24 protein-coding genes are annotated in these 25568 nt (G+C 72.5%); 22 read left to right on the top strand and 2 right to left on the bottom strand.

Annotated features, from left to right (window positions below):
• Positions 1–102: 102 nt before the first annotated feature.
• From AB0B48_RS05235 to AB0B48_RS05285, 11 genes are all read left to right on the top strand, one after another.
• On the top strand, positions 103–618 hold the full coding sequence (locus AB0B48_RS05235; protein WP_357196171.1) for a DapH/DapD/GlmU-related protein: 516 nt from the start codon (positions 103–105) through the stop codon (positions 616–618).
• Entirely contained in the window at positions 611–2209 is a 1599-nt protein-coding gene (locus AB0B48_RS05240; RefSeq protein ID WP_357196174.1) for a lipopolysaccharide biosynthesis protein, read from the top strand. The genes AB0B48_RS05235 and AB0B48_RS05240 overlap by 8 nt, the downstream gene beginning before the upstream one ends.
• A gap of 68 nt (positions 2210–2277) precedes the next feature.
• The gene (locus tag AB0B48_RS05245; protein ID WP_357196177.1) at positions 2278–3570 is read left to right on the top strand and encodes an O-antigen ligase family protein; all 1293 of its coding nucleotides are present in this window, start codon (positions 2278–2280) and stop codon (positions 3568–3570) included.
• A complete protein-coding gene (locus AB0B48_RS05250) occupies positions 3567–5204 on the top strand; it encodes a lipopolysaccharide biosynthesis protein (RefSeq protein ID WP_357196180.1) in 1638 nt (545 codons plus the stop codon). Before AB0B48_RS05245 ends, AB0B48_RS05250 begins: the two co-directional genes overlap by 4 nt.
• Positions 5205–5212: 8 nt before the next feature.
• On the top strand, positions 5213–6115 hold the full coding sequence (locus AB0B48_RS05255; protein ID WP_355009240.1) for a sulfotransferase domain-containing protein: 903 nt from the start codon (positions 5213–5215) through the stop codon (positions 6113–6115).
• Positions 6112–7374, top strand: a complete 1263-nt coding sequence (locus AB0B48_RS05260; RefSeq protein ID WP_357196183.1) for a hypothetical protein — start codon at positions 6112–6114, stop codon at positions 7372–7374. The genes AB0B48_RS05255 and AB0B48_RS05260 overlap by 4 nt, the downstream gene beginning before the upstream one ends.
• 214 nt (positions 7375–7588) lie before the next feature.
• On the top strand, positions 7589–8068 hold the full coding sequence (locus tag AB0B48_RS05265) for a UDP-N-acetylglucosamine--LPS N-acetylglucosamine transferase (protein ID WP_124821238.1): 480 nt from the start codon (positions 7589–7591) through the stop codon (positions 8066–8068).
• Positions 8065–8739 (top strand): glycosyltransferase, encoded by a 675-nt coding sequence (locus tag AB0B48_RS05270; protein WP_357196188.1) that lies wholly within the window; start codon positions 8065–8067, stop codon positions 8737–8739. Before AB0B48_RS05265 ends, AB0B48_RS05270 begins: the two co-directional genes overlap by 4 nt.
• Positions 8736–9659, top strand: coding sequence for a glycosyltransferase family A protein (locus tag AB0B48_RS05275; RefSeq protein ID WP_357196192.1), 924 nt, complete (start codon positions 8736–8738; stop codon positions 9657–9659). Before AB0B48_RS05270 ends, AB0B48_RS05275 begins: the two co-directional genes overlap by 4 nt.
• Positions 9660–9860: 201 nt before the next feature.
• Positions 9861–11039 carry a chorismate synthase gene (gene aroC / locus AB0B48_RS05280; RefSeq protein WP_357196238.1) on the top strand — a complete coding sequence of 393 codons (1179 nt, stop codon included), beginning with the start codon at positions 9861–9863 and terminating at the stop codon, positions 11037–11039.
• Positions 11039–11542, top strand: coding sequence for a shikimate kinase (locus AB0B48_RS05285; RefSeq protein WP_357196195.1), 504 nt, complete (start codon positions 11039–11041; stop codon positions 11540–11542). The genes aroC and AB0B48_RS05285 overlap by 1 nt, the downstream gene beginning before the upstream one ends.
• A 150-nt stretch (positions 11543–11692) precedes the next feature.
• Here the strand turns inward: AB0B48_RS05285 and AB0B48_RS05290 are convergent, their stop codons facing one another.
• Entirely contained in the window at positions 11693–12421 is a 729-nt protein-coding gene (locus tag AB0B48_RS05290; RefSeq protein ID WP_357196198.1) for an alpha/beta hydrolase, read from the bottom strand.
• A 79-nt stretch (positions 12422–12500) separates the two neighbouring features.
• Here AB0B48_RS05290 and AB0B48_RS05295 point away from each other — a divergent pair, with 79 nt between their 5' ends.
• The 5 genes from AB0B48_RS05295 (at position 12501) to nusB (ending at position 16101) form a co-directional block, all read left to right on the top strand.
• The gene (locus AB0B48_RS05295) at positions 12501–13499 is read left to right on the top strand and encodes a YafY family protein (protein WP_357196201.1); all 999 of its coding nucleotides are present in this window, start codon (positions 12501–12503) and stop codon (positions 13497–13499) included.
• A 10-nt stretch (positions 13500–13509) separates the two neighbouring features.
• A complete protein-coding gene (gene aroB / locus AB0B48_RS05300; RefSeq protein ID WP_357196204.1) occupies positions 13510–14589 on the top strand; it encodes a 3-dehydroquinate synthase in 1080 nt (359 codons plus the stop codon).
• A complete protein-coding gene (aroQ, locus tag AB0B48_RS05305) occupies positions 14586–15011 on the top strand; it encodes a type II 3-dehydroquinate dehydratase (protein ID WP_357196207.1) in 426 nt (141 codons plus the stop codon). Before aroB ends, aroQ begins: the two co-directional genes overlap by 4 nt.
• Before the next feature lie 98 nt (positions 15012–15109).
• Entirely contained in the window at positions 15110–15667 is a 558-nt protein-coding gene (gene efp, locus AB0B48_RS05310; RefSeq protein ID WP_007458344.1) for an elongation factor P, read from the top strand.
• A gap of 23 nt (positions 15668–15690) precedes the next feature.
• On the top strand, positions 15691–16101 hold the full coding sequence (gene nusB / locus AB0B48_RS05315; RefSeq protein WP_184188983.1) for a transcription antitermination factor NusB: 411 nt from the start codon (positions 15691–15693) through the stop codon (positions 16099–16101).
• 91 nt (positions 16102–16192) lie between these two features.
• Here nusB and AB0B48_RS05320 read toward each other — a convergent pair whose 3' ends face one another.
• Entirely contained in the window at positions 16193–16681 is a 489-nt protein-coding gene (locus AB0B48_RS05320; protein WP_007458348.1) for a transcriptional regulator, read from the bottom strand.
• Positions 16682–16969: 288 nt separating this feature from the next.
• Here AB0B48_RS05320 and pyrR point away from each other — a divergent pair, with 288 nt between their 5' ends.
• The 6 genes from pyrR to AB0B48_RS05350 are packed head-to-tail and all read left to right on the top strand — an operon-like array spanning position 16970 to position 25297.
• A complete protein-coding gene (pyrR, locus tag AB0B48_RS05325; protein ID WP_357196210.1) occupies positions 16970–17554 on the top strand; it encodes a bifunctional pyr operon transcriptional regulator/uracil phosphoribosyltransferase PyrR in 585 nt (194 codons plus the stop codon).
• Positions 17551–18477, top strand: coding sequence for an aspartate carbamoyltransferase catalytic subunit (locus AB0B48_RS05330; RefSeq protein WP_030335650.1), 927 nt, complete (start codon positions 17551–17553; stop codon positions 18475–18477). The genes pyrR and AB0B48_RS05330 overlap by 4 nt, the downstream gene beginning before the upstream one ends.
• Complete coding sequence (locus AB0B48_RS05335; protein WP_357196215.1) at positions 18474–19751, top strand: dihydroorotase; 1278 nt, start codon at positions 18474–18476, stop codon at positions 19749–19751. Before AB0B48_RS05330 ends, AB0B48_RS05335 begins: the two co-directional genes overlap by 4 nt.
• Positions 19751–20914, top strand: a complete 1164-nt coding sequence (gene carA, locus AB0B48_RS05340; RefSeq protein ID WP_357196218.1) for a glutamine-hydrolyzing carbamoyl-phosphate synthase small subunit — start codon at positions 19751–19753, stop codon at positions 20912–20914. The genes AB0B48_RS05335 and carA overlap by 1 nt, the downstream gene beginning before the upstream one ends.
• Entirely contained in the window at positions 20907–24254 is a 3348-nt protein-coding gene (gene carB / locus AB0B48_RS05345) for a carbamoyl-phosphate synthase large subunit (protein ID WP_357196221.1), read from the top strand. Before carA ends, carB begins: the two co-directional genes overlap by 8 nt.
• Positions 24251–25297 carry a quinone-dependent dihydroorotate dehydrogenase gene (locus AB0B48_RS05350; RefSeq protein ID WP_357196224.1) on the top strand — a complete coding sequence of 349 codons (1047 nt, stop codon included), beginning with the start codon at positions 24251–24253 and terminating at the stop codon, positions 25295–25297. Before carB ends, AB0B48_RS05350 begins: the two co-directional genes overlap by 4 nt.
• The last annotated feature ends 271 nt before the right edge of the window (positions 25298–25568 follow it).

A 25568-nucleotide genomic window follows, 5' to 3' on the forward strand; every position in this document is an offset into this window, starting at 1 on the left:
TGTGGGTGGGGGGGGGGGGGGCCCGCCCCCCCCCCCCCCCCGCCCCGCGACGGTGGGGGAGGGTCGTTGCTCGGCGCCGGTGGCATCCGAACGAGACGCGCGGTGCGTCTGGTCTTCGCGGTCAAACGCGGCTGGTATCAGCTCCGTTACCGACGGTTGACGCTCGGTCGAAACGTGGAGATCCGTGGCCGGATCCGGTTGCGGCGCGGTGTGCGGGTCACCATCGGTGACCGCACCCGGTTGAACAAACTCGTCCGCTTCGCCGGTCCCGGCGAGGTACGCGTCGGCGCGGACTGTCTGCTCAACGCCACCTGGATCGGCACCTGGACGTCGGTGACGGTGGGGGACCGGTGCCTCCTGTCGGACTGCGAGCTGCTCGACAACGACTTCCACAACCTGCCCCCCGAGCAGCGGCACGCACCGCCCGGCCCGCTCACCCGTGCTCCGATCGTTCTCGAGGACAACGTCTGGGTCGGTGCGCACGCCCTGGTTCTGAAGGGCGTGCGGGTCGGGCGGGACAGCGTCGTCGGCGCGGCGACTGTGGTCCGCACGGACGTACCGCCCGGCGTCGTGGTCGTCGGCAATCCTCAACAGACGGTGAAGAAGTTCCATGACTGATGCAGCGCCCGCCCCCTGGCCCACGGACGGCTCGTCCTCCGGCACCTCACGTGCCGTGACACTGACCGACCTGCTGCGGGTGCCGATGCACCGGTTGCGGTTGGTCGCGGCGGTCGCCATGGTCGGCCTGCTCGCCGCGCTCGGCTACGTGCTGCTGGTCCCAGCGGCGCTGTCCGCGAGCGCCGTGGTCGCGGTCCGGCCGGTCGTGACAGACGCCTTCACCCCCAGCGGCGCGGGCGCCGACCGCGCGGTCAACATGAACGTGGAGAGCGGCATCGCCACCGGCACCGAGGTGGTGCAGCAGCTCGCCGAATTCGCCGGCGGCGACCCGCGCGACATCCGTGACGCGCTCGAGGTCGAGGTGCCCACCGGTGGGCAGATCCTGCGCTTCACCTACCAGGCGCGCGAGGCGCACCAGGCGGTGCAGAGCGCCAACAGGGCCGCCGAGGCGTACCTGAGCGTGCGCCGGACCATGTACGAGCAGCAGCGCGCCGAGATGCTGCGCTCCTACGACGCCAGCATCACCAAGGTCGCCGCCCAGCAGACCGCGTTGCAGAAGCGGGCGAACACCGCCAAGGACAGCGCCGCCGGTGACGCGCTGGTGGCCGAACTGGCCGGGATCAACAACCAGCTCACCCAGCTCAACGCCGCCCGTACCGAGATCGCCGCGGTCGACGTCAACCCCGGGTGGGTCACCCAGACCGCCGAAAAGGCGCTGGTCACCTCCGCCGGGCACCGGCCGCTCTACCTGGTCGCCGGCCTGCTCGGTGGCGCGCTGGTCGGCGTCGTCCTGGCGTACCTCTGGGAGTCGACCGACCGGCGGGTCCGCTCGGTCGCCGACGGCCGGGAGGCCTCCGGCCTGCCGCTGCTCGGCACGGTGCGCCGGCCGGCGTTCCGGGGCAGCCCCCGGGCGGTCGACGCGGACATCCGGTACGTGGCGATGGCGGTCGCCGAGCGGGTCCGGCAGCCGGCCCGGGTGGCCCTGGTCACCGCCCGGGAGGACGCCACCCCGCTCACCGCCGGGCTCGCCGTGGCGCTCGCCGTCGACGGCCGGGAGGTCTTCGTCGCCGACGACAGCGGACGGATCGACCGGCTACGGGCCAGCGTCCTCGCCGACCGGGGGCGACTGCCCATCGACCCGTCCCGCCCGCTGGTGCCCAAGCCCCGGCCGGCCGGCAGCACACCGGCCGCCGGTGCCACCACGGAGAGCACGCCCGCCCGTCGGCCCTCCCCGCACCCGCCCGGCGCCCGCCCGTCCACCGACCCCGACGCCACCCTGACGCTGCCGAGAGTGGCGTCCGCCCGCCCGGAGAACAGTCGCGTCGTCACCCCCGACGAGGTTGTCGTGGGTGTGGGCAGTGTCCGGTTCGGCACCTGGCGGCAGGGCGCCGACCACGGCCTGGTTCTGTTCAACGCCCCGCCGGCCGAGTCCGACGAGCGTGGCGTGGCCGTGGCCCGGCAGGGCAGCGCGGTGGTGGTCGTGGAGCGCGACCGCACCCGGCAGAGCGACCTGCGACGCCTGGTGGAGCGGCTGCGCGCCGCCGGGGTCACCCCGCTGGGCTTCGTCCTTACCCGAAACGGTCGGGCCTGAGCGTGTCGGTGACCCGCGCCCCGGCGACCGAACCACCACCCGGAGGCGCTCCGCAGGAGCCCGCGCCGGTGCCGCCGTCCGCGCCGCCGCACCTGCCGCTCTGGCCGCTGTCACTGATGTTCGGCCTGGTGCCGCTCTGGTGGCTGCTCGGTGCGTTCTACCTCGGCTGGCCGCTGCTGGGCGCGCTGCTGCTCGCGTTGCTGCTGACCCGGGGGCGCGTGCCGCTGCCGCCGGCGGCCGGCATCTGGCTGCTCTTCCTCGCCATCGTGGTGGTCAGCGCCACCCAGTTGTCGTCGCCCGCCTCGCTGCTCACGTTCGCCCTGCGGCTGGCCTTCTACCTGACCGCGCTGGTGGTCGGCGTCTACGTCTACGCGGCCGCCCGGGAACGTGCCAGCCTGGTGGCGGTGCTCACCCCGCTCTGCGCGTTCTGGTTCGGGCTGGTGGCACTGGGCTGGCTCGGGGTGCTCGTGCCCCGGCTGGCCATGACGACCCCGATGGAGGTGCTGCTGCCCGGCGGGGTGGCCGGCACCCCGTTCATCCAGGACATGGTGCACCTCACCACCGCTGAATACAGCGCCCGATCGCTCAACCCGATCTATCGGCCGGCCGCGCCGTTCGCGTACACCAACAACTACGGCAGCGCCTACGCGATGACCCTGCCCTGCGTGGTGGCCTTCGCGATGCTGCGCCGGCAGGGGCTGCTGCGCTGGGCGCTGCTGGCGTCGCTGCCGCTGTCGCTGGCGCCGGCGTTCCTCACCCTCAACCGGGCGATGTTCCTCAGCCTCGGCGCCGGGCTGGCGGTGCTCGGGGTGCGGGCCAGCCTGCGCGGCAACGTCCGGGTGGCCGCCTCCATCGTCGGGGTCGTGGTGATCGGCGGGTTGGCCACCCTGTTCATCCCGATCACCGAGCTGATCAGCAAGCGGGTCGACTCCAGCGACACGAACACCGACCGGCTCTCGCTCTACACCGAGGTGATCCGCCGGGTGCAGGAGTCGCCCTGGTTGGGCTACGGGGCTCCGGTGAACGTCGACACGGTGTCGGCGGCCGCGCCGATCGGCACCCAGGGGCAGTTGTGGATGGTGCTGTTCAGCCACGGCGTACCCGCGCTGATCTGCTTCCTGGCGTGGTTCGTCGCCGCGGCGGTGATCTGCGCACGGGCGACGTCGGCGGCCGGGCAGTGGCTGGCGGTGGTGCCGGTGGTCTGCCTCGTGCAGGTCCCGTTCTACGGCATGGCGAACCAGAACCTGGCGGTCGCGTTCTTCGCTGTGGCCTTCGCGATGGCGCTGACCGAACGTGAACGGCTGACCCGGCTGGCCGGGTCGTCGCCGACGCCCGCGCGGACCGCGCCGGTGCCCGCGTGACCGCCGCGACCCGACCGTCGGCCGGTGCCGACGAGGGCCGGCCCACGTCCACCCCCGCCGAGGATCAGGCGACGCCGTCGCCCGCCGAGGACACCGGCTCGGCCGAGACCCGCCGCAGCGCGCGCAGCGGCGTGGCCGGGCTGCTCGGCGCGGCCACCAGTGGCCTGTTCGGGTTCGTGCTGGCGGTCGTGATCACCCGCGGCTACGGCCCGGCCGGCGCGGGAGCGTTCTTCGCCGCGATCGGGGTCGTCACAGTGGCCACCGCGATCTGCACGCTCGGCGCGGAGACCGGTCTGATGTGGGCTCTGCCCCGCCGCACCGCCGGCGTGCGCGGCGACGCCGCCCGGGTGCTCCCGGTGGCGCTGATCCCGCCGCTGTTGACCGGGCTGCTGGTCGCCGGCGCGGGCGTGCTGGCCGCCGACGCTCTCGCGCCCCGGCTGCTGCGCGGCTCCGGTGCGAGCGGCGATGCTCTGCTCACCGTCACGTTCGCCGCGGTGCCGGTGGTGGTCGCCATGACCCTGCTGCTGGCCGCGCTGCGCTGCGTGCGGCCCATCCGGGCGTACGTCGGGGTGCAGTTCCTGCTGCTGCCGGTCGCCCGCCCGGTGCTGGTCGGCGCGGCCGCGTTGGCCGGTGGTGGCCTGCTCGCCGGCATGACCGGCTGGTTGGTGCCGGCGGCGTTGGCGCTGCTGGCCTGTCTCACCCTCGTCGCCGGCCCGCTCGGGCTGGGTCGGGGCGCGACGCTGCGTCCGCACCGCGCCGACTGGTCCACGTTCTGGCGCTTCGCGTTGCCCCGGGCCGCCTCGGCGGCCATCGACGCCGGCAGCATGTGGGTGGGCGTGCTGCTCACCTCGGTGCTGGCCGGGCCGGCGGACGCCGGTGTCTTCGGCGCCGTCGGCCGGTATGTGCTGGCCGGTCAGTTGGCCATGCAGGGGCTGCGGGTGGCGGTGTCGCCGCAGCTGTCCCGGCTGCTCGGGCGGGGTGAGCGGGCCGCGGCGGCGGCCGTGCACCGGCAGTTGACCACCTGGGGGCTGGTGCTGTCCTGGCCGGTGTACCTGCTGCTGGCGGTCTTCGCGCTGGCCTTCCTCCAACTGTTCGGGCCGGAGTTCACCGCCGGTGTGCCGGCGATGACGGTGCTGGCGCTGGCGATGCTCGTCAACACCGGAGTGGGCAACGTGCAGAGCCTGCTCCTGATGGGCGGGCGCAGCGGGCTGCACCTGGTCGCCACCGTTGCCGGGTTGACGGTGACCGTCTCGCTGGGTCTCTGGCTGATTCCCCGCTACGGCGCGACGGGCGCTGCGGTGGCCTGGGCGGCCGGCATCGCCACCGAGAACCTCACCGCCGCCGGGTTCGCCCGGTCGGTGGTTCGGGAGCCGCTGTTCGACGCCGCGATGGTGCGTGCCGCGGCGGCCACGATCGCCGGTGTGGGTTTGGCCGCCGGGGCCGGCGTGCTGGTGGGCGGTCGCGGCCTGCCCGGCCTCGCGGTGGCGTTGGCGGTGCTGCTGACCGGCTGCGTCGGCATGTTGACGTTGCCCCGGGTGCGCGCCGGCATCCGGGGGACCATGAGGCAGATCCGTGGAGGGGACAACGCGGCCGCGGCCGCCGAACCCACCTCGGCATCGACGAGAGGCAGGTGAGGTTCGTCGTGGTGTCCATCCGTGACCGGGTCAAGCAGTTGGTTCCGACCCAGGTGACCACCCGGGTGAGGGAGTCGCTCGTCGACTACGGCGTTCGCACCAGCGACCGCCGGCCGCTGCCGGACTTCCTGATCATCGGGACCAAACGGGGGGGCACCACCTCGCTGTGGAACTACCTCATCCAGCACCCGTTGGTGCCCCGGCTCTTTCCCGCGTGGAACACCAAGTCGGCGCACTACTTCGAGGAGCACTGGGGTCGCGGCGAAGCCTGGTACCGCTCGCACTTCCCGACCGAGCGGCAGCGCGAGGCCCTGGCCAAGCGGCACGGCGGGCCGGTCCGGGTCGGTGAGGCCGCCCCGCTGTACATGTTCCACCCGCTCGCCGCGGAGCGGGTCTCCGCGCTGATGCCGTCGGTGAAGCTCATCGTGCTGCTGCGGGACCCGGTGGAGCGGGCGTACTCGCACTGGAAGGAACGCCGCACCCACGGCATCGAACCACTGGACTTCGCCGCCGCCCTCGCCGCCGAGCCGGAACGCACGGCGGGGGAGCGGGAGCGGTTGATCGCCGAGCCGGAGTCGTTCAGCGAGCCGTACGACTGGTACACGTACCGGGCCCGGGGGCGTTACCTGGAGCACCTGGAGCCGTGGCTGGAGCGCTTCGACTCCGGGCAGATCCTCTTCCTGCCCAGCGAGGACCTGTACCGCGACTCGCGGGCGACCTACCGACGGACCCTGGACTTCCTCGGTCTGCCGGCGTACGACCTGCCCAACTTCAAGGTCTACAACGATCGGCGCTCGGCACCGTTGGAGCCGAGCGTGCGCGCCGAGCTGACCGACTACTACCGGCCGTACAACGACGCGTTGCGGCAACGGCTCGGGCTGGACCTCGACTGGGCGGACCGGGCGGCGTGACGACAGGGGTGGGCCCGGCCACCGACCCGCGTTCGCGGGTGGACGGCCTGGGTTGGGTGAGCCGCGCGGTCTTCCCGGACGATCGGGTCGGCCTGACCATGGCGGGTGCCCCGCCGGCCGGTCACCAGGCGGTGGCCCGGTACGCGGTGGTGCCGTCGGTCGCCCGGGCCCGGTTCCTGGTGCCGTTGGGCGCGCCCCGGGCCGGGGCGGCGTCCCTGTTGGCGTACAACGCCCTGCGGCCACCGAAGGTGCGCGCGCTGCGGGCGGTGCTCGGCGGGCTGGCCCGGTTCGGTCGGGCGGGGCTCGCGCCCTTTCCCACCTTGACCGTCTCGGTGCCGGCCGGGGTGCCGGCCGCGGAGCTGTTGCTGAGCGAGCGGCTCTCCGCCGACCTGGGTGACACGCCGCTGCTGGCCGCGTTCGGGGTCCGCCCACCCGACCCGAACGGCAAGCCCACTCTGCAACTCTTCAGTGCCGACGGAAGTCCGCGCGGCTACGCGAAGATCGGCTGGAACGACGCGACCCGCGCGCTGGTCAGCGCGGAGGCGGCGGCGCTGCGGGCGTTGCGCGAGGTGGTCGGCGTCGCCGATCATCCGACGCCGCCGCGGCTGCTCACCGAGACGTCGTGGGCGGGTCAGGTGGTCGCGGTGATCGAGCCGCTGCCCCCGGCGGTACGCGGGGTGCCGGTGGACGACCCGCCGCGGATCGCGGCGCTGCTCGCGGTCGCCCGGCGGGGCGGCCCGGAGGGCACACCTCGACCGCTGGTCGACTCGACCTTCCTGCGTCGGCTGGCCGATCAGGCCGGCCGGGCCGCCGCGACCGAGCCGGCCGGTGCGCGGGCGGTCGCCGCGGTCTCGGCGCTGGCCCGCATGCATGGCGACACCAGCGTCGAGTTCGGTCACTGGCATGGCGACTGGGTGCCGTGGAACCTGGGCTGGCACGCCGGCCGGTTGGTCGCCTGGGACTGGGAGCACAGCGGGCCGGACGTGCCGGTCGGCTTCGACCTGGCGCACGACGCGTTCCAGCGGGCCCTCGTGCTGCGCGGGGAGCCGGCCGACGCCGCCGCCTCGGCTGTGGACGGACACCTGAGCCGGCACGGCGAGCGGCTCGGCCTCGACGCCGCGCAGCGCCGGCTCGTCGCCGACGCGTACCTGGTGGAGATGTGGTTACGGACGTGGCGGCTGGCCGACGCGGGCGCGGGCTGGAACGCCGCCCTGCATCCCGCACTCTTGGACGTCATCGAGAAAAGACATAGCGGCTGATCTGGAGGAATCGCGGCGACGACGGTGCGCCGCAGAGTGACGACATAATCGCAGGTGGTGATGACGATCGATGGACCTCGGACGTTCGGTGCACCGCACCGCCCGCTGTGGAGATCGTCGGCTCGGCCGGTCGCGCTATTCAACGACCGGGAATCGTGTGATCTGCTTCTGCCTGGCGTGAACTGAAATTCCAAGCGAACTTGTGGGGAGTCGCGTGGACACGAACAACGACGACAGTGGGGCACCGGTGCTGCTGCTGGTCGGCTCCAGCGGTGGCCATCTGGCCCAACTACTGGCCCTGCGGCCCTGGTACGAACAGTGGCGGCGCTGCTGGGTCACCTTCGACACCCCGGAGGCGGTGTCGCTGCTGGCCGGCGAGGACCTGGTGCCGGCGCACCACCCGACCACCCGCAACGTGCCGAACCTGCTGCGCAACGCGCTGCTGGCCTGGCGGGTGCTGCGGGCCCGGCGGGTCGCCGCCGTGGTCACCACAGGCGCCGGGGTGGCGGTGCCGTTCGTGGTGCTGGCCCGGCTGCGGCGCATCCCGACCGTCTACATCGAGGTGTACGACCGGATCGACACCCCGACGTTGACCGCTCGGCTCTGCCGGCCCTTCCTGTCCGCGATGCTCGTGCAGTGGGACGAGCAGCGCCGGCAGTACCCCGAGGCGACAGTCGTCGGGACGCTTCTGTGACCGGCGAGACGGGCACCGCCCGGCGTCCGCAACCCCGACCGGGCACCGAGGCGGCCCGCCTGCCGCGCCAGCGCGACAGCTCGGCGGTCGCCCAGCTCCGACTGCTGGTCGCGGTGGGCACCGACAAGCACCCCTTCGACCGGCTCGTCGACTGGTTGGCGCAGTGGCACGCGCAGGCTGCCGGCCCGATCGGGCTGACCATGCAGCACGGGCACACGACCGCGCCCCAGCTCAGCGGCGCGGTGCCGTTCCTCGGCCACGACGCGTTGCAACAGGCGATGATCGACGCGGATCTGGTGGTCTGCCACGGTGGCCCGGCGACCATCCTGGAAGCCCGCCGGCACGGCCACCTGCCCATCGTGGTGCCCCGCGACCCGGCTCGCGGTGAGCACGTCGACAACCACCAGCTCCTCTTCGCCCGCCGGCTCGGCGCCGCCGGGCTGGTGGCGCTCTGCGAGACCCGGGAGGCCCTGCACGACGCGTTGGCCGCCGGGCTGGCCGACCCGTCCCGGTACGCGGTGGCCGCCGACCCGGAGGCACACGAGGCACGACGGGCGGCGGTGGCCCGGGTCGGGCAGATCGTCGACGACCTGGTGGCCCGTTCGACCCCGCGCCCACCCCGGTGGCGGGCCTGGTCCCGGCCGCGCCCGGGTACGGAGGAGATTCGATGACCCAGCAGCCGACCGTCAGCGTCGTGGTGCCCACCCGGGACCGCCCCGAGCTGCTGCGGGCCGCGGTGCGCGCGATCCTGGCACAGGAGCACCCGGCCCTGATCGAGGTCGTCGTGGTGTTCGACCAGTCCGTGCCGGACGAGTCGCTGACCGAGCTGGGGAGCGGCCCGGCCCGCGTGGTGCGGGTGATCCGCAACGTCCGTACCCCCGGGTTGGCCGGTGCGCGCAACAGCGGCACCCTCGCCGCCGAGGGCGAGCTTGTCGCGTTCTGCGACGACGACGACGAGTGGCTGCCCGGCAAACTGGCCGCCCAGGTCGAGGCGCTGGCCGGCGACCCGGCCGCCGAGTTCGTCTGCTGCGGCATCCGGGTCAACTACGACGGGCACAGCGTCGACCGGGTGCTCGACAAGGACCGGATCACCCTGGACGACCTGCTCCGCGATCGGATGACGGAGCTGCACCCGTCGACCTTCCTGATCCGCGCCACCGCCTTGCGCGACGGGTTCGGGCTGGTCGACGAGGAGATCCCGGGCAGCTACGCGGAGGACTACGAGTTCCTGCTGCGGGCGGCGCGCAGCGCGCCTCTGATCAACCTGCGGACGCCGTCGGTGCTGGTCCGCTGGCACAAGCGTTCGTACTTCGCGCAGCGGTGGGACACCATCTCCGAGGCGTTGCAGTGGCTGCTCCAGCGCTACCCGGAGTTCGCCAGTCAACCGGCCGGCGAGGCCCGTGTCGCCGGGCAGATCGCGTTCGCCCAGGCCGCCTCCGGCGACCGCCGGGGCGCGCTGCGCTGGGCCCGGCGCACCCTGCGGAGCAACCCCCGCGAGCCGCGCGCCTACCTGGCCCTCGCCGTCGCGGGTCGGGTGGTCCGGGCTGACGCGGTGCTGCGCACCCTGCACAAGCGCGGTCGGGGGATCTGAGCCACCGTCGCGCCTCGCGTGTCGCGTGTCGCGTCGCAGTGGCGGGTGCAGAGCAAAGGCCGTCCGGTGGTTGCGTCGCGGGTTGTCGCGGCGGCGGGTGCAGAGCAACGGATGTCCTGTTCAGCGGGCGGCGGCGTCCGCTGGGCGGGACGCCCCGGGGAGCGCGCCGCGTCGGTGGCCCGCCGTGACAGACTGACCGCTGTGTTGCGCTGGCTGACTGCAGGTGAATCGCACGGTCCCGCCCTCGTCGCGATGTTGGAGGGGGTGCCGGCCGGCATCGAGGTGACCACCACCGAGATCGCCGACGAGCTGGCCCGTCGACGGCTGGGCTACGGGCGGGGTGCCCGGATGTCGTTCGAGCGGGACGAGGTCGAGCTGCTCGGCGGCCTGCGGCACGGCGTGACCCTCGGCAGCCCGGTGGCGATCCGGGTCGGCAACTCCGAGTGGCCGAAGTGGCAGACCGTGATGGCCGCCGACCCGGTCGACCCCGACGAGCTGGCCCGGCAGGCCCGCAACGCCCCGCTGACCCGCCCCCGGCCGGGCCACGCCGACCTGGCCGGCATGCAGAAGTACGGCCACACCGACGCCCGGCCGATCCTGGAGCGCGCCAGCGCACGGGAGACCGCCGCCCGGGTGGCTGTCGGCACGGTGGCCAAGGCGCTGATCCGTCAGGCGCTCGGCATCGAGATCGTCTCGCACGTCGTCGAGCTGGGCCCGGTGGCCGCGAAGCCCGGGCTGCGTCCCACGCCGTCCGACGCCGCGCGGATCGACGCCGACCCGCTGCGCTGCCTCGACCCGGAGGCCAGCGCCCTGATGGTCGCCGAGGTCGATGCCGCGAAGAAGGCCGCCGACACCCTCGGCGGCGTGGTCGAGGTGCTGGCGTACGGGGTGCCACCGGGGCTGGGCAGCCACGTGCAGTGGGACCGCAAGCTCGACGCCCGGCTGGCCACCGCGCTGATGTCCATTCAGGCGATCAAGGGCGTGGAGATCGGCGACGGCTGGCAGCAGGCCCGGTCCCGCGGCTCGGAGGCGCACGACGAGATCATTCCGTCGGCCACCGGTGTCCGCCGGGTCACCGACCGGGCCGGCGGGCTGGAGGGTGGCATCACCACCGGCGAGCCGCTGCGGGTCCGCGCCGCGATGAAGCCGATCTCCTCGCTGAACCGGGCCCTCTCCACCGTGGACGTCACCACCGGTGAGCCGGCCACCGCGATCAACCAGCGTTCCGACGTCTGCGCGGTGCCCGCAGCGGCGGTCGTCGCCGAGGCGATGGTGGCGCTGGTGCTGGCCGAGGCGGCCACCGAGAAGTTCGGTGGAGACTCGATCGCCGAGATCCGCCGCAACCTGGCCGGGTACCTCGACGCGCTGGTCATCCGCTGATGGCACCGGTCGTCGTGCTGGTCGGTGCCCCCGGCTGCGGCAAGACCACTGTCGGCCGGGCGCTCGCCGCCACCCTCGGCGTGGAGTTCCGCGACACCGACACCGACATCGAGCAGATGGCCGGGAAGCCGATCCCGGAGATCTTCATCGACGAGGGTGAGGCGCACTTCCGTACCTTGGAACGGGCCGCCGTGGCCGCGGCGCTGGCCGGCGCCACCGGCGTGCTCGCCCTCGGCGGCGGCGCGGTGCTGGCCGAGGAGACCCGGGCGGCCCTGATCGGGCACCGGGTGGTGCACCTCTCGGTCGAGTTGCCTGACGCGGTCAAGCGGGTCGGGCTCGGCGCCGGCCGGCCGCTGCTGGCGATCAACCCACGGGCCACCCTCAAGCATTTGCTGGACCAGCGCCGGCCGCTCTACGCCGAGGTCGCCACCGAGACGGTGGTCACCGACGGCCGGGCCCCGGCGCAGGTCGTCGCGGACGTCGCCGCACTGCTTCCGCGCTGACGTCAGGCCCCGCGCCCTCGCGCCCCCCTTTGCGCCGATCTTGCACTTGCTGCTCTGACTTAAGGGGCATTCATCGCAGCTCGGCAACAGAAAGTGCAAGATCGGCGGGGCTCGGGCGGGGGCGCGGGCGCGGGGGCAAAGGCAGCGGGGTCAGGTTTGGGCTATCAGGTCCAGGACGTCGGACAGGGCCTTCGGCTCGCTGAGCATCGGCCAGTGCCCGGTGGGCAACTCGTGCAGCTGGCCGTCGGCCAGGCCGGTGAAGAACGGATGCTCCTGTTGGATCATCTGCCGCACCACACCGAGCGGGAAGGTGCTGGCGACCAGCGCGGTCGGAACGGGGTGCCCGCCGGTGCGTCGGACCGGGTCGGTGGCGGTCCGCAGCGGCTGCGGGGTGGCCCGGGTACGCAGCAGCGCGAGCGTCGGCTCGTCCAGGCCGGCCAGGTTCGTCGGGTCGGCGGCCGGGTCCCAGGCCGGCGGCGGCAGCAGGTGCCCGGTGCCGATCGCTTCGCGTAGCCGCTGCTGCTCGTCCGGCGGCAGCGTGTCGAACTGTGCCGTGCCGTCCGGCAACGGCCCACTCTCCACGTAGACGACCCGGGCGATCCGGTCCGGGATGCGGTCCACCGCCTGGGCGACCGGCTTCCCACCGCCGGAGTGCCCGACCAGCAGTACGTCGCGCAGGTCCTCGACCTCGATCAGTCGAACGATGTCGGTGGTGTGCGTGTCCAGGCCGACCTCCGGCCCGGCGAGGTGGTCGCGTTCGGCCACCCCGGTCAGCGTCATCGGATAGACCTCGTGCCCCTGCGACCGCAGCGCGACGGTCACGTCCCGCCACGCCCAGGCACCCAACCAGAATCCCGGCACCAGCACGAATGTCGCCATCTGTGGCTCCTTCTCTCGGTTACCGACAGACCGTACGATCTATTCCGGACAGGATCCGCCCGGTTTGGAGGAATGGCCCGTGTCACATCCCGCGGGGCGGGTGCTGGCCCTGCTCGAACTGCTGCAGACCCGGCACCGGTCGACGGCCGCAGAACTCGCCGGCCACCTCGGGGTGGACGAGCGGACCGTGCGCCGGTACGCGACCACGCTCGTCGAGCTGGGCATTCCCGTCACCGCCGACCGGGGCCGCCACGGCGGCTACCGGCTGCACCCCGGTTACAAGCTGCCGCCGCTGATGCTCACCGACGACGAGGCGGTGGCCGTGCTGCTCGGCCTCGTCGTCGCCGAACGGGTCGGGCTCGCCACCGAGCAGCCCGCCACCGCCACCGCGCTGGCGAAGATCCGCCGGGTGCTGCCGGCCGCGCTCGCCGACCGGCTCGCCGCCGTCCAGGAACACCTGGGCTTCACCCTGCGCCGCCCCGAGGCGGAGCGCGGGCCAGCGTCCGGCACCCTGCTCGCGCTGGCCTCGGCCGCCCGGCACCGGCAGCGGGTGGCACTGGACTACCGCTCCTGGCGGGGCGAGCGGTCGCAGCGCGAACTCGACCCGTACGGGCTCGTCTTCCACGCCGGCCGTTGGTATGTCACCGGCCACGACCACCGACGCGGGGAGATTCGGACCTTCCGCCTGGACCGGATCGGCGCGGTGACGCCCGGCGTGGCAACGTTCACGGTGCCCGACGGCTTCGAGGCGGTGGCCTGGGTGACCCGGTCGCTGGCCGGCGTGCCGTACCGGCACGAGGTGGAGGTCGTGCTGGAGACCGACCTGGTCGCCGCCCGCCGCCGCATCCCGCCCAGCGTGGCCGAGCTGACCGCCACCACCGACGGGGTGCTGCTGCGGGCCCGAGCGGAGAGCCTGCCCGGGATGGCGGCGCTGCTCGCCGGGCTGGGCTGTCCGTTCACCGTGCGGCATCCGGACGCGCTACGCGCCGCGGTGGCCGAGCACGCCCGCCGGTTGGCGGACTGGGCCGCTCGGCCAGCAGGTGGACAGCCGCCCTCCCCGCGCCGCCCGCTGGACTAGGCTGCCGGCGATGGACGAGGTGACCCGAATTCCGGTCGGCGGCGAGCGGCCGTACGACGTCTTGGTGGGACGTGACCTGCTGGGTGCGCTGCCTGGCCTGCTGCCCGGCGCGACCCGGGTGGCGGTGTTGCACGCGTCTCCGCTCAAGGCCCTCGCGGACGCGCTCGGCGAACGCCTGCGCGCCGCCGGCGTCGAGCCACTGCCGATCGAGGTGCCCGACGCCGAGTCGGGGAAGCACATCGAGGTGGCCGCCGCCTGTTGGGACCGGCTCGGAGCGGCGGGCTTCACCCGTACCGACGCGGTGGTCGGGGTGGGCGGCGGCGCGGTGACCGACCTGGCCGGCTTCGTCGCGGCCTGCTGGTTGCGGGGTGTGCGCTGGGTGCCGGTGGCGACCTCGCTGCTGGGCATGGTGGATGCCGCGGTGGGCGGCAAGACGGGCATCAACACGGCCGCCGGCAAGAACCTGGTGGGCGCGTTCCACCCGCCGGTCGGGGTGTTGGCGGACCTGGCCACTCTGGACAGCCTGCCCGCTGTCGACCTGGCGGCCGGGTTGGCCGAGGTCGTCAAGTGCGGTTTCATCGCCGACCCGACGATCCTGGATCTCATCGAGAACGACCCGGAGGCCGCCACCGACCCCCGTGGGCCGGTGAGCCGGGAGCTGATCGAGCGGGCCATCCGGGTCAAGGCCGACGTGGTCGCCGGCGACCTGCGCGAGTCGGGCCTGCGGGAGGTGCTCAACTACGGTCACACCCTGGCCCACGCCATCGAGCAGAACGAGGGTTACCGCTGGCGGCACGGCCACGCCGTCGCTGTCGGTCTGGTGTACGCGGCCACGCTGGCGCGGCTCGCCGGGCGGTTGGACGCGCCGACCGCCGACCGGCACCGGGTCACGCTGAGCGCGCTGGGCCTGCCGGTGAGCTACCCGGCCGATGCCTGGCCGAAGCTGCTACCCACGATGCGGGTGGACAAGAAGGCCCGGGGCAGTCGGCTGCGCTTCGTGGTGCTCGACGGGCTGGCCCGCCCGGCGATGTTGGAGGGCCCCGACGACGCGTTGCTGGAGGCTGCCTACCGGGAGGTGGCAACCCCTTGAAGGTCTACGTGTTGAACGGGCCGAACCTGGGTCGGCTGGGCACCCGCGAGCCCGACGTGTACGGCGCGACCAGCTACGCGGACCTGGTGGCGCTCTGCGAGAGGACGGGTCGGGAGCTGGGGCTGGCGGTGACGGTCCGGCAGACCGACGCGGAGCACGAGCTGCTCGGCTGGCTGCACGCGGCGGCCGACGAGGGCGCCGCGGTGGTGCTCAACCCGGCCGCCTGGTCGCACTACTCGTACGCGGTGCGCGACGCCTGCGCCATGCTGCGCGGGCCGCTGGTGGAGGTGCACATCTCCAACATCCACACCCGTGAGGAGTTCCGGCACCACTCGGTGGTCTCGGCGGTGGCGACCGGGGTGATCTGCGGTCTCGGTATCGACGGATATCGTCTCGCTCTGCACCATCTGGCCACCCGCTGAGGGCCCACCGACTGGGCGCTCCGAACGGGGGGCCGACCGATTCGACGCAGCTTGTAGACTTGCCAGGTCTGTCCGCCAATTGATGATCAAGGCAGGAAATGGCCTCCACCAACGACCTCAAAAACGGCCTGGTACTCAACCTTGACGGCGAGCTCTGGGCCGTCGTCGAGTTCCAGCACGTCAAGCCCGGTAAGGGTGGTGCCTTCGTGCGCACCACGCTGAAGAACGTGCTGTCCGGGAAGGTGGTCGACAAGACCTTCAACGCGGGCACCAAGGTCGAAACCGCGACCGTTGACAAGCGCACGATGCAGTACCTGTACGCCGACGGTGAGGACTTCGTCTTCATGGATCTGGAGACCTTCGACCAGATCACCGTGCCCGGTGGCACCGTCGGTGAGGCAGCCAACTACCTGCTGCCCGAGGCGGAGGCGACCGTCGCCCAGCACGAGGGTGTGCCGCTCTACATCGAGCTGCCCACCAGCGTCGTGCTGGAGGTCACCTACACCGAGCCGGGCCTGCAGGGCGACCGTTCGACCGGCGGCACCAAGCCGGCGACCGTGGAGACCGGCGCCACCGTGCCGGTTCCGCTGTTCATCACCACCGGCGAGAAGATCAAGGTCGACACCCGCGACGGCCGTTACCTCGGCCGCGCCTGATGGCTGAGGGTTCCAAGCAGCAGATGCCGGCGCGCCGCAAGGCGCGCAAGCGGGCGCTGGATGTCCTTTACGAGGCCGACCTGCGGGACAAGCCTCCGGTGGAGGTGCTCGCCGGCTACGTGCAGCGGATCGAGCAGCCCCGGCCGGAGCACCTCGGCTACGCGGTGGGTCTGGTCGAGGGGGTTGCCGAGCACCTCAACCGGATCGACGAGCTGATCGCCAGCTACGCCGAGGGTTGGACGCTGGAGCGGATGCCGGTCGTCGACCGTAATCTGGCCCGGATCGCCGTCTACGAGTTGCTCTACGTCGACGAGATCGACGACGCGGTGGCGATCAGCGAGGCCGTCGAGCTGGCTCGGCAGATGTCGACGGACGATTCGCCGCGCTTCCTCAACGGGGTGCTCGGCCGCATCGCCGAGTACGCCACCCGCTGAGCGTCCGCACCGGACACAGCTGATCCGAAAGGGCCCGTGCCAGCCGGCACGGGCCCTTTCGGTGAAGCGGCAGATCAGGTGGAACGGCAGATCAGGAGGCGAAGAACGCCCGGGGGTCGGCCACCAGCACGCCGTGCTCGGTGAGCCGCTCGATCAGGCCCGACGGTGAGGCGTCGTAGACGATCGCGAGCGCCCGCAGGTCGTCGGCGCGGATGGAGAGCACCCGGCCGTTGTAGTCGCCGCGCTGCTGCTGGATGGCGCGGGCGTAGCGGGCGACGTAGGCCAGGTCCTCGGAGGCCTCGTCGTAGAGCCGCTCCAGGTCCAGGACAATCTTGCTGGTGGGCTCGTGACGGACGCCACTGCCGTCAGGCAGCAGCTCCGAGACGGGTACGCGGTAGAACTCGGCCAACTCGGCCAGACGGGACACCGTCACGGCCCGGTCGCCACGCTCGTAAGAGCCGACCACCACGGCCTTCCACCGCCCGTTCGACTTCTCCTCCACACCCTGCAGGGAGAGACCCTGCTGCTGGCGGATGGAGCGCAGGCGGGCGCCCAGAGACTTGGCGTATTCAGAGGGCATTCGGACACTCCCAGTGCTGCTCGGGGTTCTCCCGTCGATCGCTACGGAGCGTGACGGTACGGGGAATGCGACACGTGGTCAAGTGGTCGTGCCCCTACCGTTGCGGAGCGTCCGGGGAGTTTTCTCCTTTTCCGGTACCTGACCCGGTGGTCAGTGGCCGCCGGCCATCACCCCGGTGACCACTGGTAACGTGGCGGAAGCCCCGGTCCAGGTCCGCTGTGCGGTCCGGCCGGAGGTGCCCGACATCCTTTAACGACCCGTCCCGTGAGGCGGGGAAGGAGGTCCGCCGTGGCGTACCCACAGGCTGCCCGCTCGTCACCACCGCAACAACCCTCGGTGAAGGTGATCCTCGCCAGCGCCGACGTGCAACGCGTGGTCGACCGCATCGCCCACCAGATCCTGGAGAAGACCCAGGGCGCCGCCAACACGGTGCTGCTGGGGATTCCCACCCGGGGTACCCCCCTCGCCCGGCGGCTCGCCGACCGGATCAGCACCTTCGAGGACGTCGCCGTCCCGGTCGGTGTGCTCGACATCACCCTGTACCGCGACGACCTCCGTCGGCACGCCACCCGCGCGGTGGGTCCGACCGAGCTGCCCCCCGGCGGGATCGACGGCAAACGGGTCATCCTGGTCGACGACGTGCTCTTCTCCGGCCGCACCGTCCGGGCCGCGCTCGACGCGCTCAACGACGTGGGCCGCCCGGCCTCGGTCCAGCTCGCCGTCCTGGTCGACCGGGGCCACCGGGAGTTGCCGATCCGCGCCGACTACGTCGGCAAGAACATCCCGACCTCGCTCGCCGAGAGCGTGAAGGTGACGCTCGCCGAGATCGACGGGACGGACGAGGTCAAGCTGTACGGGGGAACTGCCTCATGATCAAGCACCTGCTCTCCGGCGGGGACCTGGACGCCGACACCGCCACCGAGATCCTGGACACCGCCGCCGAGATGGCCACCGTCGCCGGCCGGGAGATCAAGAAGCTTCCCGCGCTGCGCGGACGGACCGTGGTGAACCTCTTCTACGAGGACTCCACGCGTACCCGGATCTCCTTCGAGGCGGCGGCGAAGCGGCTCAGCGCCGACGTGATCAACTTTTCCGCGAAGGGGTCCAGCGTCACCAAGGGTGAGAGCCTGAAGGACACCGCGTTGACCCTGCAAGCCATGGGCGCGGACGCCGTCGTCGTCCGACACCCCGCCTCCGGCGCGCCGCACCGCCTGGCCAACTGGGTGGACGGGTCGGTCGTCAACGCCGGCGACGGCACCCACGAGCACCCCACCCAGGCGTTGCTGGACGCGTACACCATGCGGGCCCGGCTGGGCCGGCTCGCCGGCCTGTCGGTCGCGGTGGTCGGGGACGTGCTGCACTCCCGGGTGGCCCGCTCCAACGTGCTGCTGCTCTCCACCCTCGGCGCCAAGGTCACCCTGGTCGGCCCGCCGACCCTCATCCCGGTCGACATCGCGGGCGCCCTCGCGCCCGGCACCGACGTCTCCTACGACCTCGACTCCGTCCTGCCGAACGTGGACGTGGTGATGATGCTGCGCGTGCAGCGGGAGCGGATGAACGACTCCTACTTCCCCTCCGCGCGCGAGTACGCCCGCCGCTACGGTCTGGACGGGCCCCGGATGCGCCGGCTGCCCGAGCACGCGATCGTCATGCACCCCGGCCCGATGAACCGGGGGATGGAGATCACCCCCGAGGTCGCCGACTCACCCCGCTCCACCATCGTCGAACAGGTCACCAACGGGGTCTCCGTGCGGATGGCTGTCCTTTACCTGCTGCTCGGAGGGAACAACCGGTGACCGCGTACCTGATCTTCAGCGTGAGTGTCGTCGGCGCCGCGCCGACCGACCTGCTGATCCGCGACGGCGTGATCGCCGAGGTCGGCCCCGGCCTGACCGCGCCGGACGCCACAGTCGTCGACGGCACCGGCCTGGTCGCCCTGCCCGGCCTCGTCGACCTGCACACCCACCTGCGCGAGCCCGGCCGGGAGGACGCCGAGACCGTCGAGTCCGGTTCCCGGGCGGCCGCGCTGGGCGGCTACACGGCGGTCTGCGCGATGGCCAACACCTCCCCGGTGGCGGACACCGCCGGCGTGGTCGAGCAGGTCTGGCGGCTCGGCCGCGAGGCCGGTCTGGTCGACGTGCAGCCGATCGGCGCGGTCACCGTCGGGCTGGCCGGCGAGCGACTGGCCGAGCTGGGCGCGATGGCCGACTCGGCGGCCCGGGTGCGGATCTTCTCCGACGACGGGCACTGCGTCGCCGACCCGAAGTTGATGCGCCGAGCACTGGAGTACGTCAAGGCGTTCGACGGGATCATCGCCCAGCACGCCGAGGAGCCCCGGCTCACCGAGGGCGCCCAGATGCACGAGGGTGAGGTCTCCACCCGGCTCGGCCTGATCGGCTGGCCGGCGGTCGCCGAGGAGGCGATCATCGCCCGGGACGTGCTGCTCGCCGAGCACGTGGGCAGCCGACTGCACGTCTGCCACGTCTCCACCGCCGGCAGCGTCGAGGTGCTGCGCCAGGCGAAGGCGCGCGGGGTACGCGTGACCGCCGAGGTGACCCCGCACCACCTGCTGCTCACCGACGAACGGGCGGAAAGCTACGACCCGGTCTACAAGGTGAACCCGCCGCTGCGTACCGCCGCGGACATCGCCGCGCTGCGCGCCGCCCTCGCCGACGGGGTGATCGACGTGATCGCCACCGACCACGCGCCGCACGCCGTGGAGGACAAGGAGTGCGAGTGGGCGTACGCCCGACCGGGGATGCTCGGTCTGGAGACGGCCCTCTCCATCGCGCTGGACGTGCTCGGCCCCGAGTGGGACCTGATCGCCGAGCGGATGTCGCGCACCCCCGCACGGATCGCCGGCCTCACCGGGCACGGGGTCGACCCCGCGCCGGGTGTGCCGGCCAACCTGACCCTGATCGACCCGGCCGCCCACCGCACCATCGATCCGGCGGAGCTGGCCAGTCGCAGTCGCAACACCCCGTACGCCCGCATGACGCTGCCAGGTCGCATCGTGGCGACCTTCCTGCGTGGCGAGCCGACGGTCCTGGACGGAAAGGCTGTCAAGTAATGGTCAAGCGCAGACCCGCAATCCTGGTGCTGGAGGACGGGCGTACGTTCCCCGGCGAGGCGTACGGCAGCGTCGGAGAGACCTTCGGTGAGGCGGTCTTCAACACCGGCATGACCGGTTACCAGGAGACCCTCACCGACCCGTCGTACCACCGTCAGGTGGTGGTGCAGACCGCGCCACACATCGGCAACACCGGCGTCAACGGCGAGGACGACGAGTCCGGTCGGATCTGGGTGGCCGGCTACGTCGTACGCGACCCGGCCCGGATCGGCTCGAACTGGCGGGCCACCGGTGGTCTCGAGGACCGTCTCGCCACTGAGGGTGTGGTGGGCATCAGTGGCGTGGACACCCGGGCGCTGACCCGGCACCTGCGCGAGCGGGGCGCCATGCGGGTGGGCATCTCCAGCATCGACAACGACCCGCAGAGCCTGCTGGCCCGGGTCCGTCAGGCGCCGCAGATGGTCGGCGCGGACCTGTCCGCCGAGGTGAGCACCGCCGAGCCGTACGTCGTCGAGGCTGTCGGCGAGCACCGGTTCACGGTGGCGGCACTGGACCTGGGCATCAAGCGCAACGTGCCCCGCCGGCTCGCCGCGCGCGGGGTGACCACCCACGTCCTGCCGGCCGGATCGAGCATCGACGACCTGCTCGCCACCGGCGCGGACGCGGTCTTCTTCTCGCCCGGCCCGGGTGACCCGGCGACCGCCGACGCGCCGGTGGCGTTGGCCCGGGAGGTGCTGACCCGGCGGATCCCGTTGTTCGGCATCTGCTTCGGCAGCCAGATCCTCGGTCGGGCGCTCGGCTTCGGCACCTACAAGCTGGGCTACGGCCACCGGGGGATCAACCAGCCGGTGCTCGACCGGGTCACCGGCAAGGTCGAGGTGACCAGCCACAACCACGGCTTCGCGGTCCAGGTGCCCGGCGCCGGCGTCGGCGCCGTCGTTCCCGACCAGGTGATCGACACCGACTTCGGCGGCGTTCAGGTGTCCCATGTCTGCCTCAATGACAACGTGGTCGAGGGGCTGCGGGCGATCGACGTGCCCGCGTTCACGGTGCAGTACCACCCGGAGGCGGCGGCCGGCCCGCACGACGCCGACTACCTCTTCGACCGTTTCGCCGACTTGATCGAAGGTCGGAACCACAGCAAGGGGCGCAGCAATGCCTAAGCGGACCGATCTCCAGCACATCCTCGTGATCGGCTCCGGGCCGATCGTCATCGGGCAGGCCTGCGAGTTCGACTACTCGGGCACCCAGGCGTGCCGGGTGCTGCGCAGCGAGGGGATCCGGGTCAGCCTGGTCAACTCCAACCCGGCGACGATCATGACGGACCCGGAGTTCGCCGACGCCACGTACGTCGAGCCGATCACCCCGGAGTTCGTGGAGCTGGTCATCGCCAAGGAGCGCCCGGATGCGATCCTCGCGACCCTCGGCGGGCAGACCGCGCTGAACACGGCCGTCGCCCTGCACGAGGCCGGCGTCCTGGAGAAGTACGGCGTGGAGCTGATCGGCGCGAACATCGACGCCATCAACCGCGGCGAGGACCGGCAGCTGTTCAAGGAGATCGTCGCGAAGGCCGGCGTACGGCTCGGTGTCGAGGACCCGACCGGGCTGGTGCCCCGCTCGCGGGTCTGCCACTCGATGGACGAGGTCGAGGCGACCGTCGCCGAGCTGGGCCTGCCGGTGGTGATCCGGCCGTCGTTCACCATGGGTGGCCTGGGTTCCGGCATGGCGCACACCCCGGAGGACCTGGCCCGCATCGCCGGCGACGGCCTGTCCGCCAGCCCGGTGCACGAGGTGCTCATCGAAGAGAGCGTGCTCGGCTGGAAGGAGTACGAGCTCGAGCTGATGCGCGACCGGCACGACAACGTGGTGGTGGTCTGCTCGATCGAGAACATCGACCCGATGGGCGTGCACACCGGTGACAGCGTCACAGTGGCCCCGGCCATGACGCTCACCGACCGGGAGTACCAGCACCTGCGTGATCTGGGCATCGCCGTGCTGCGTGAGGTCGGGGTGGACACCGGCGGCTGCAACATCCAGTTCGCGGTCAACCCGGTCGACGGCCGGATCGTCGTCATCGAGATGAACCCCCGGGTGTCGCGGTCCTCGGCGCTGGCCTCCAAGGCGACCGGTTTCCCGATCGCGAAGATCGCCGCGAAGCTGGCCATCGGCTACACCCTCGACGAGATCCCCAACGACATCACCCTGAAGACCCCGGCGGCGTTCGAGCCGACCCTGGACTACGTGGTGGTGAAGATCCCCCGGTTCGCGTTCGAGAAGTTCCCCGGCGCGGACCCGGAGCTGACCACCACGATGAAGTCGGTGGGCGAGGCGATGAGCCTCGGACGCAACTTCACCGAGGCGCTGAACAAGGCGATGCGCTCGATGGAAACCAAGTCGGCCGGTTTCTGGAGTGTGCCGGACCCTGCCGGCGTCACCCTGGCCGACACCCTCGCGGCGCTGCGGATCCCGCACGACGGCCGGCTGTACACGGTGGAGCGGGCGCTGCGGCTCGGGGCGTCGATCGCCGAGGTGGCCGAGGCGTCCGGCGGGATCGACCCGTGGTTCCTGGACCAGATCGCCGCGCTGATCGAGCTGCGCGCCGAGATCGTCGACGCGCCGGTGCTCGACGCCGACCTGCTGCGTCGTGCCAAGCGGGCCGGTCTGTCCGACCGGCAGCTCGCCGCGCTGCGCCCGGAGCTGGCCGCCGAGGACGGCGTGCGGACCCTGCGCCACCGCCTGGACGTGCGCCCGGTTTACAAGACCGTGGACACCTGCGCGGCCGAGTTCGAGGCGACCACGCCGTACCACTACTCGACGTACGACCTGGAGACCGAGGTCGTGCCGTCGGACCGGCCGAAGGTGCTGATCCTGGGCTCCGGCCCGAACCGGATCGGGCAGGGCATCGAGTTCGACTACTCCTGCGTGCACGCCGTGCAGGCGCTGCGGTCGGCCGGTTACGAGACGGTCATGGTCAACTGCAACCCGGAGACGGTCTCCACCGACTACGACACCGCCGACCGGCTCTACTTCGAGCCGTTGACCTTCGAGGACGTCCTGGAGGTCTGGCACGCCGAGGATTCGTCCGGCCGGGCGGCCGGCGGGCCGGGCGTGGTCGGGGTGGTCGTCCAGCTCGGCGGGCAGACCCCGCTGGGGCTGGCGCAGCGGCTCAAGAACGCCGGTGTGCCGATCGTGGGCACCTCCCCGGAGTCGATCCACCTGGCTGAGGAGCGCGGCGCGTTCGGCGCGGTGCTGGCCCGCGCCGGCCTGCGCGCACCGGCGCACGGCATGGCCACCTCGTACGACGAGGCCAAGACGATCGCCGACGAGATCGGCTACCCGGTGCTGGTCCGGCCGTCGTACGTGCTGGGCGGGCGGGGCATGGAGATCGTCTACGACGACCCGACGCTGCGCGACTACATCGGCCGGGCCACCGACATCTCCCCGGACCACCCGGTGCTGGTGGACAGGTTCCTCGACGACGCCATCGAGATCGACGTGGACGCGCTGTGCGACGCCGACGGCGAGGTCTACATCGGTGGCGTGATGGAGCACATCGAGGAGGCGGGCATCCACTCCGGCGACTCGTCGTGCGCGCTGCCGCCGATCACCCTCGCGGGCTCGCACCTGGCCGAGGTCCGCCGCTACACCGAGGCCATCGCGCGTGGCGTCGGGGTCCGTGGCCTGCTCAACGTGCAGTACGCCCTCAAGGACGACGTGCTGTACGTGCTGGAGGCCAACCCGCGCGCGTCGCGGACCGTCCCGTTCGTCTCCAAGGCCACGGCGGTGCCGCTGGCCAAGGCGGCGGCCCGGATCGCGCTTGGTGCGAGCGTCGCCGACCTGCGCGCCGAGGGTCTGCTGCCGGCGACGGGGGACGGGGGCACGATGCCGGCCGACGCGCCGGTCGCGGTCAAGGAGGCGGTGCTGCCGTTCAAGCGTTTCCGGACCCGCGCGGGCAAGGGGATCGACTCGCTGCTCGGGCCGGAGATGAAGTCGACCGGCGAGGTGATGGGCATCGACACCAACTTCGGGCACGCCTTCGCCAAGAGCCAGTCGGCCGCGTACGGGTCGCTGCCGACCGCTGGGAAGATCTTCGTCTCGGTGGCCAACCGGGACAAGCGCGGCATGATCTTCCCGATCAAGCGGCTGGCCGATCTGGGCTTCGAGATCGTCGCCACCGCCGGCACGGCCGAGGTGCTGCGCCGGCACGGCATCGCCTGTGAGCAGATCCGGAAGCACTACCAGGCCGGTGCGGGCGACGACGCGGTGTCGCTGATCGGCGGCGGCCACGTGGCGCTGGTGATCAACACGCCGCAGGGCTCGGGTGCCAGCGCCCGTTCCGACGGCTACGAGATCCGCAGCGCGGCCGTCACGGCGGACATCCCGTGCATCACCACGGTTCCCGGAGCCGCCGCGGCGGTGATGGGCATCGAGGCGCGGATCCGCGGCGACATGCAGGTCCGCCCCCTGCAGGACCTGCACGCCACTCTGCGGGCGGCCCAGTGACACTGTTCGAGCAGGTCGTACGACCCGGTTTGTTCCGGATCGGTGGCGGTGACGCCGAGGCGGCGCACGAGTGGACGCTGCGGCGGTTGGCGGCCCTGTCGCGGCGGCCGGCCGCGCTCGCCGCGCTGCGGGCCCGCTACGCGGTCGACGCGCCGCGCACGGTGTTCGGGGTGCGGTTCCCCAACCCGGTCGGGTTGGCCGCCGGGATGGACAAGGACGGCGCGGCGCTGCCGGCCTGGCCGGCGCTCGGCTTCGGTTTCGTGGAGGTCGGCACGGTCACCGCGCACGCCCAACCGGGCAACCCCCGGCCGCGGCTGTTCCGGCTGCCGGCCAGCGAGGCGGTGGTCAACCGGATGGGCTTCAACAACGCCGGGGCCGCCGCGCTGGCCGCCCGGTTGGCGGCGCTGCCGCGCCCGCTCGGGGTGCCGTTGGGCATCTCGCTGGGCAAGTCCAAGGTGGCAGCGCTGGACGAGGCGGTCGAGGACTACCTCGCCTCGTACCGGGCGCTGCGCGGGCACGGCGACTACTTCGCGGTGAACGTGTCCTCACCGAACACCCCGGGTCTGCGGTCGTTGCAGGACCGTGCCCACCTGGACGCGCTGCTCGGCGCGTTGGTGGGGGAGAAGCCGGTGCTGGTCAAGATCGCGCCAGACCTGACCGAGGCGGCGATCGCCGAGCTGTTGGAGGTCTGCCTGGCCCGGGGCGCCGCCGGGGTGATCGCCACCAACACCACGCTGTCCCGGGACGGGCTGGCCGACGTCGACGTCGAGCGTGGCGGGCAGGCCGGCGGCCTCTCGGGTCGGCCGCTCACCGGGCGGGCCCGCGACGTGGTCGCCTTCGTCCACTCCGAGACCGGCGGCCGGCTGCCGATCGTCGGCGTCGGGGGTGTGCTGGACCCGGACGACGCGGCGCGGATGTTCGATGCGGGCGCCGACCTGGTGCAGCTCTACACCGGTTTCATCTACCGCGGACCGGCCCTGGTCCGCGCCGCCGCCCGCGCGGCGGCCGCAACGGCGGCACCGGAAGCGGTCGCCGGCCGGTGACCGCCGCCGGTGCGGTGCCGGCCCGGCGCAACCGGGTGCCGGGCCCGCTCCGCGTCGACGACACCACGCCCGTTGTTCCCCCTTTGCTCTGCACCCGTGGGTGCACCACGCGGCGCGCGACACGCGGCCGCCACCGGGTGGCGCATCCGCGGGTGCAGAGCAAAGGCGGCGGACATGGAAGCGGCGGCCACGGCGGGGGAGGCGGCGGGGGAGAGGTCCGACCCGGCCGAAGGACGTCCGCCGTCCGGACCGTTCGAGGCGCAGAGGAGTA

Origin of the sequence: Micromonospora sp. NPDC049089, from assembly GCF_040648775.1 — a bacterium.
GTDB lineage: Bacteria > Actinomycetota > Actinomycetes > Mycobacteriales > Micromonosporaceae > Micromonospora.

Bases quoted from the DNA above. Each gene is read 5' to 3' on its own strand.
- AB0B48_RS05240 (WP_357196174.1), top strand. From the start codon at position 611: ATGACTGATGCAGCGCCCGCCCCCTGGCCCACGGACGGCTCGTCCTCC.
- AB0B48_RS05275 (WP_357196192.1), top strand. From the start codon at position 8,736: ATGACCCAGCAGCCGACCGTCAGCGTCGTGGTGCCCACCCGGGACCGC.
- AB0B48_RS05285 (WP_357196195.1), top strand. From the start codon at position 11,039: ATGGCACCGGTCGTCGTGCTGGTCGGTGCCCCCGGCTGCGGCAAGACC.
- AB0B48_RS05290 (WP_357196198.1), bottom strand. From the start codon at position 12,421: ATGGCGACATTCGTGCTGGTGCCGGGATTCTGGTTGGGTGCCTGGGCG.
- aroB (WP_357196204.1), top strand. From the start codon at position 13,510: ATGGACGAGGTGACCCGAATTCCGGTCGGCGGCGAGCGGCCGTACGAC.
- efp (WP_007458344.1), top strand. From the start codon at position 15,110: ATGGCCTCCACCAACGACCTCAAAAACGGCCTGGTACTCAACCTTGAC.
- nusB (WP_184188983.1), top strand. From the start codon at position 15,691: ATGCCGGCGCGCCGCAAGGCGCGCAAGCGGGCGCTGGATGTCCTTTAC.
- AB0B48_RS05320 (WP_007458348.1), bottom strand. From the start codon at position 16,681: ATGCCCTCTGAATACGCCAAGTCTCTGGGCGCCCGCCTGCGCTCCATC.
- AB0B48_RS05330 (WP_030335650.1), top strand. From the start codon at position 17,551: ATGATCAAGCACCTGCTCTCCGGCGGGGACCTGGACGCCGACACCGCC.
- carA (WP_357196218.1), top strand. From the start codon at position 19,751: ATGGTCAAGCGCAGACCCGCAATCCTGGTGCTGGAGGACGGGCGTACG.
- carB (WP_357196221.1), top strand. From the start codon at position 20,907: ATGCCTAAGCGGACCGATCTCCAGCACATCCTCGTGATCGGCTCCGGG.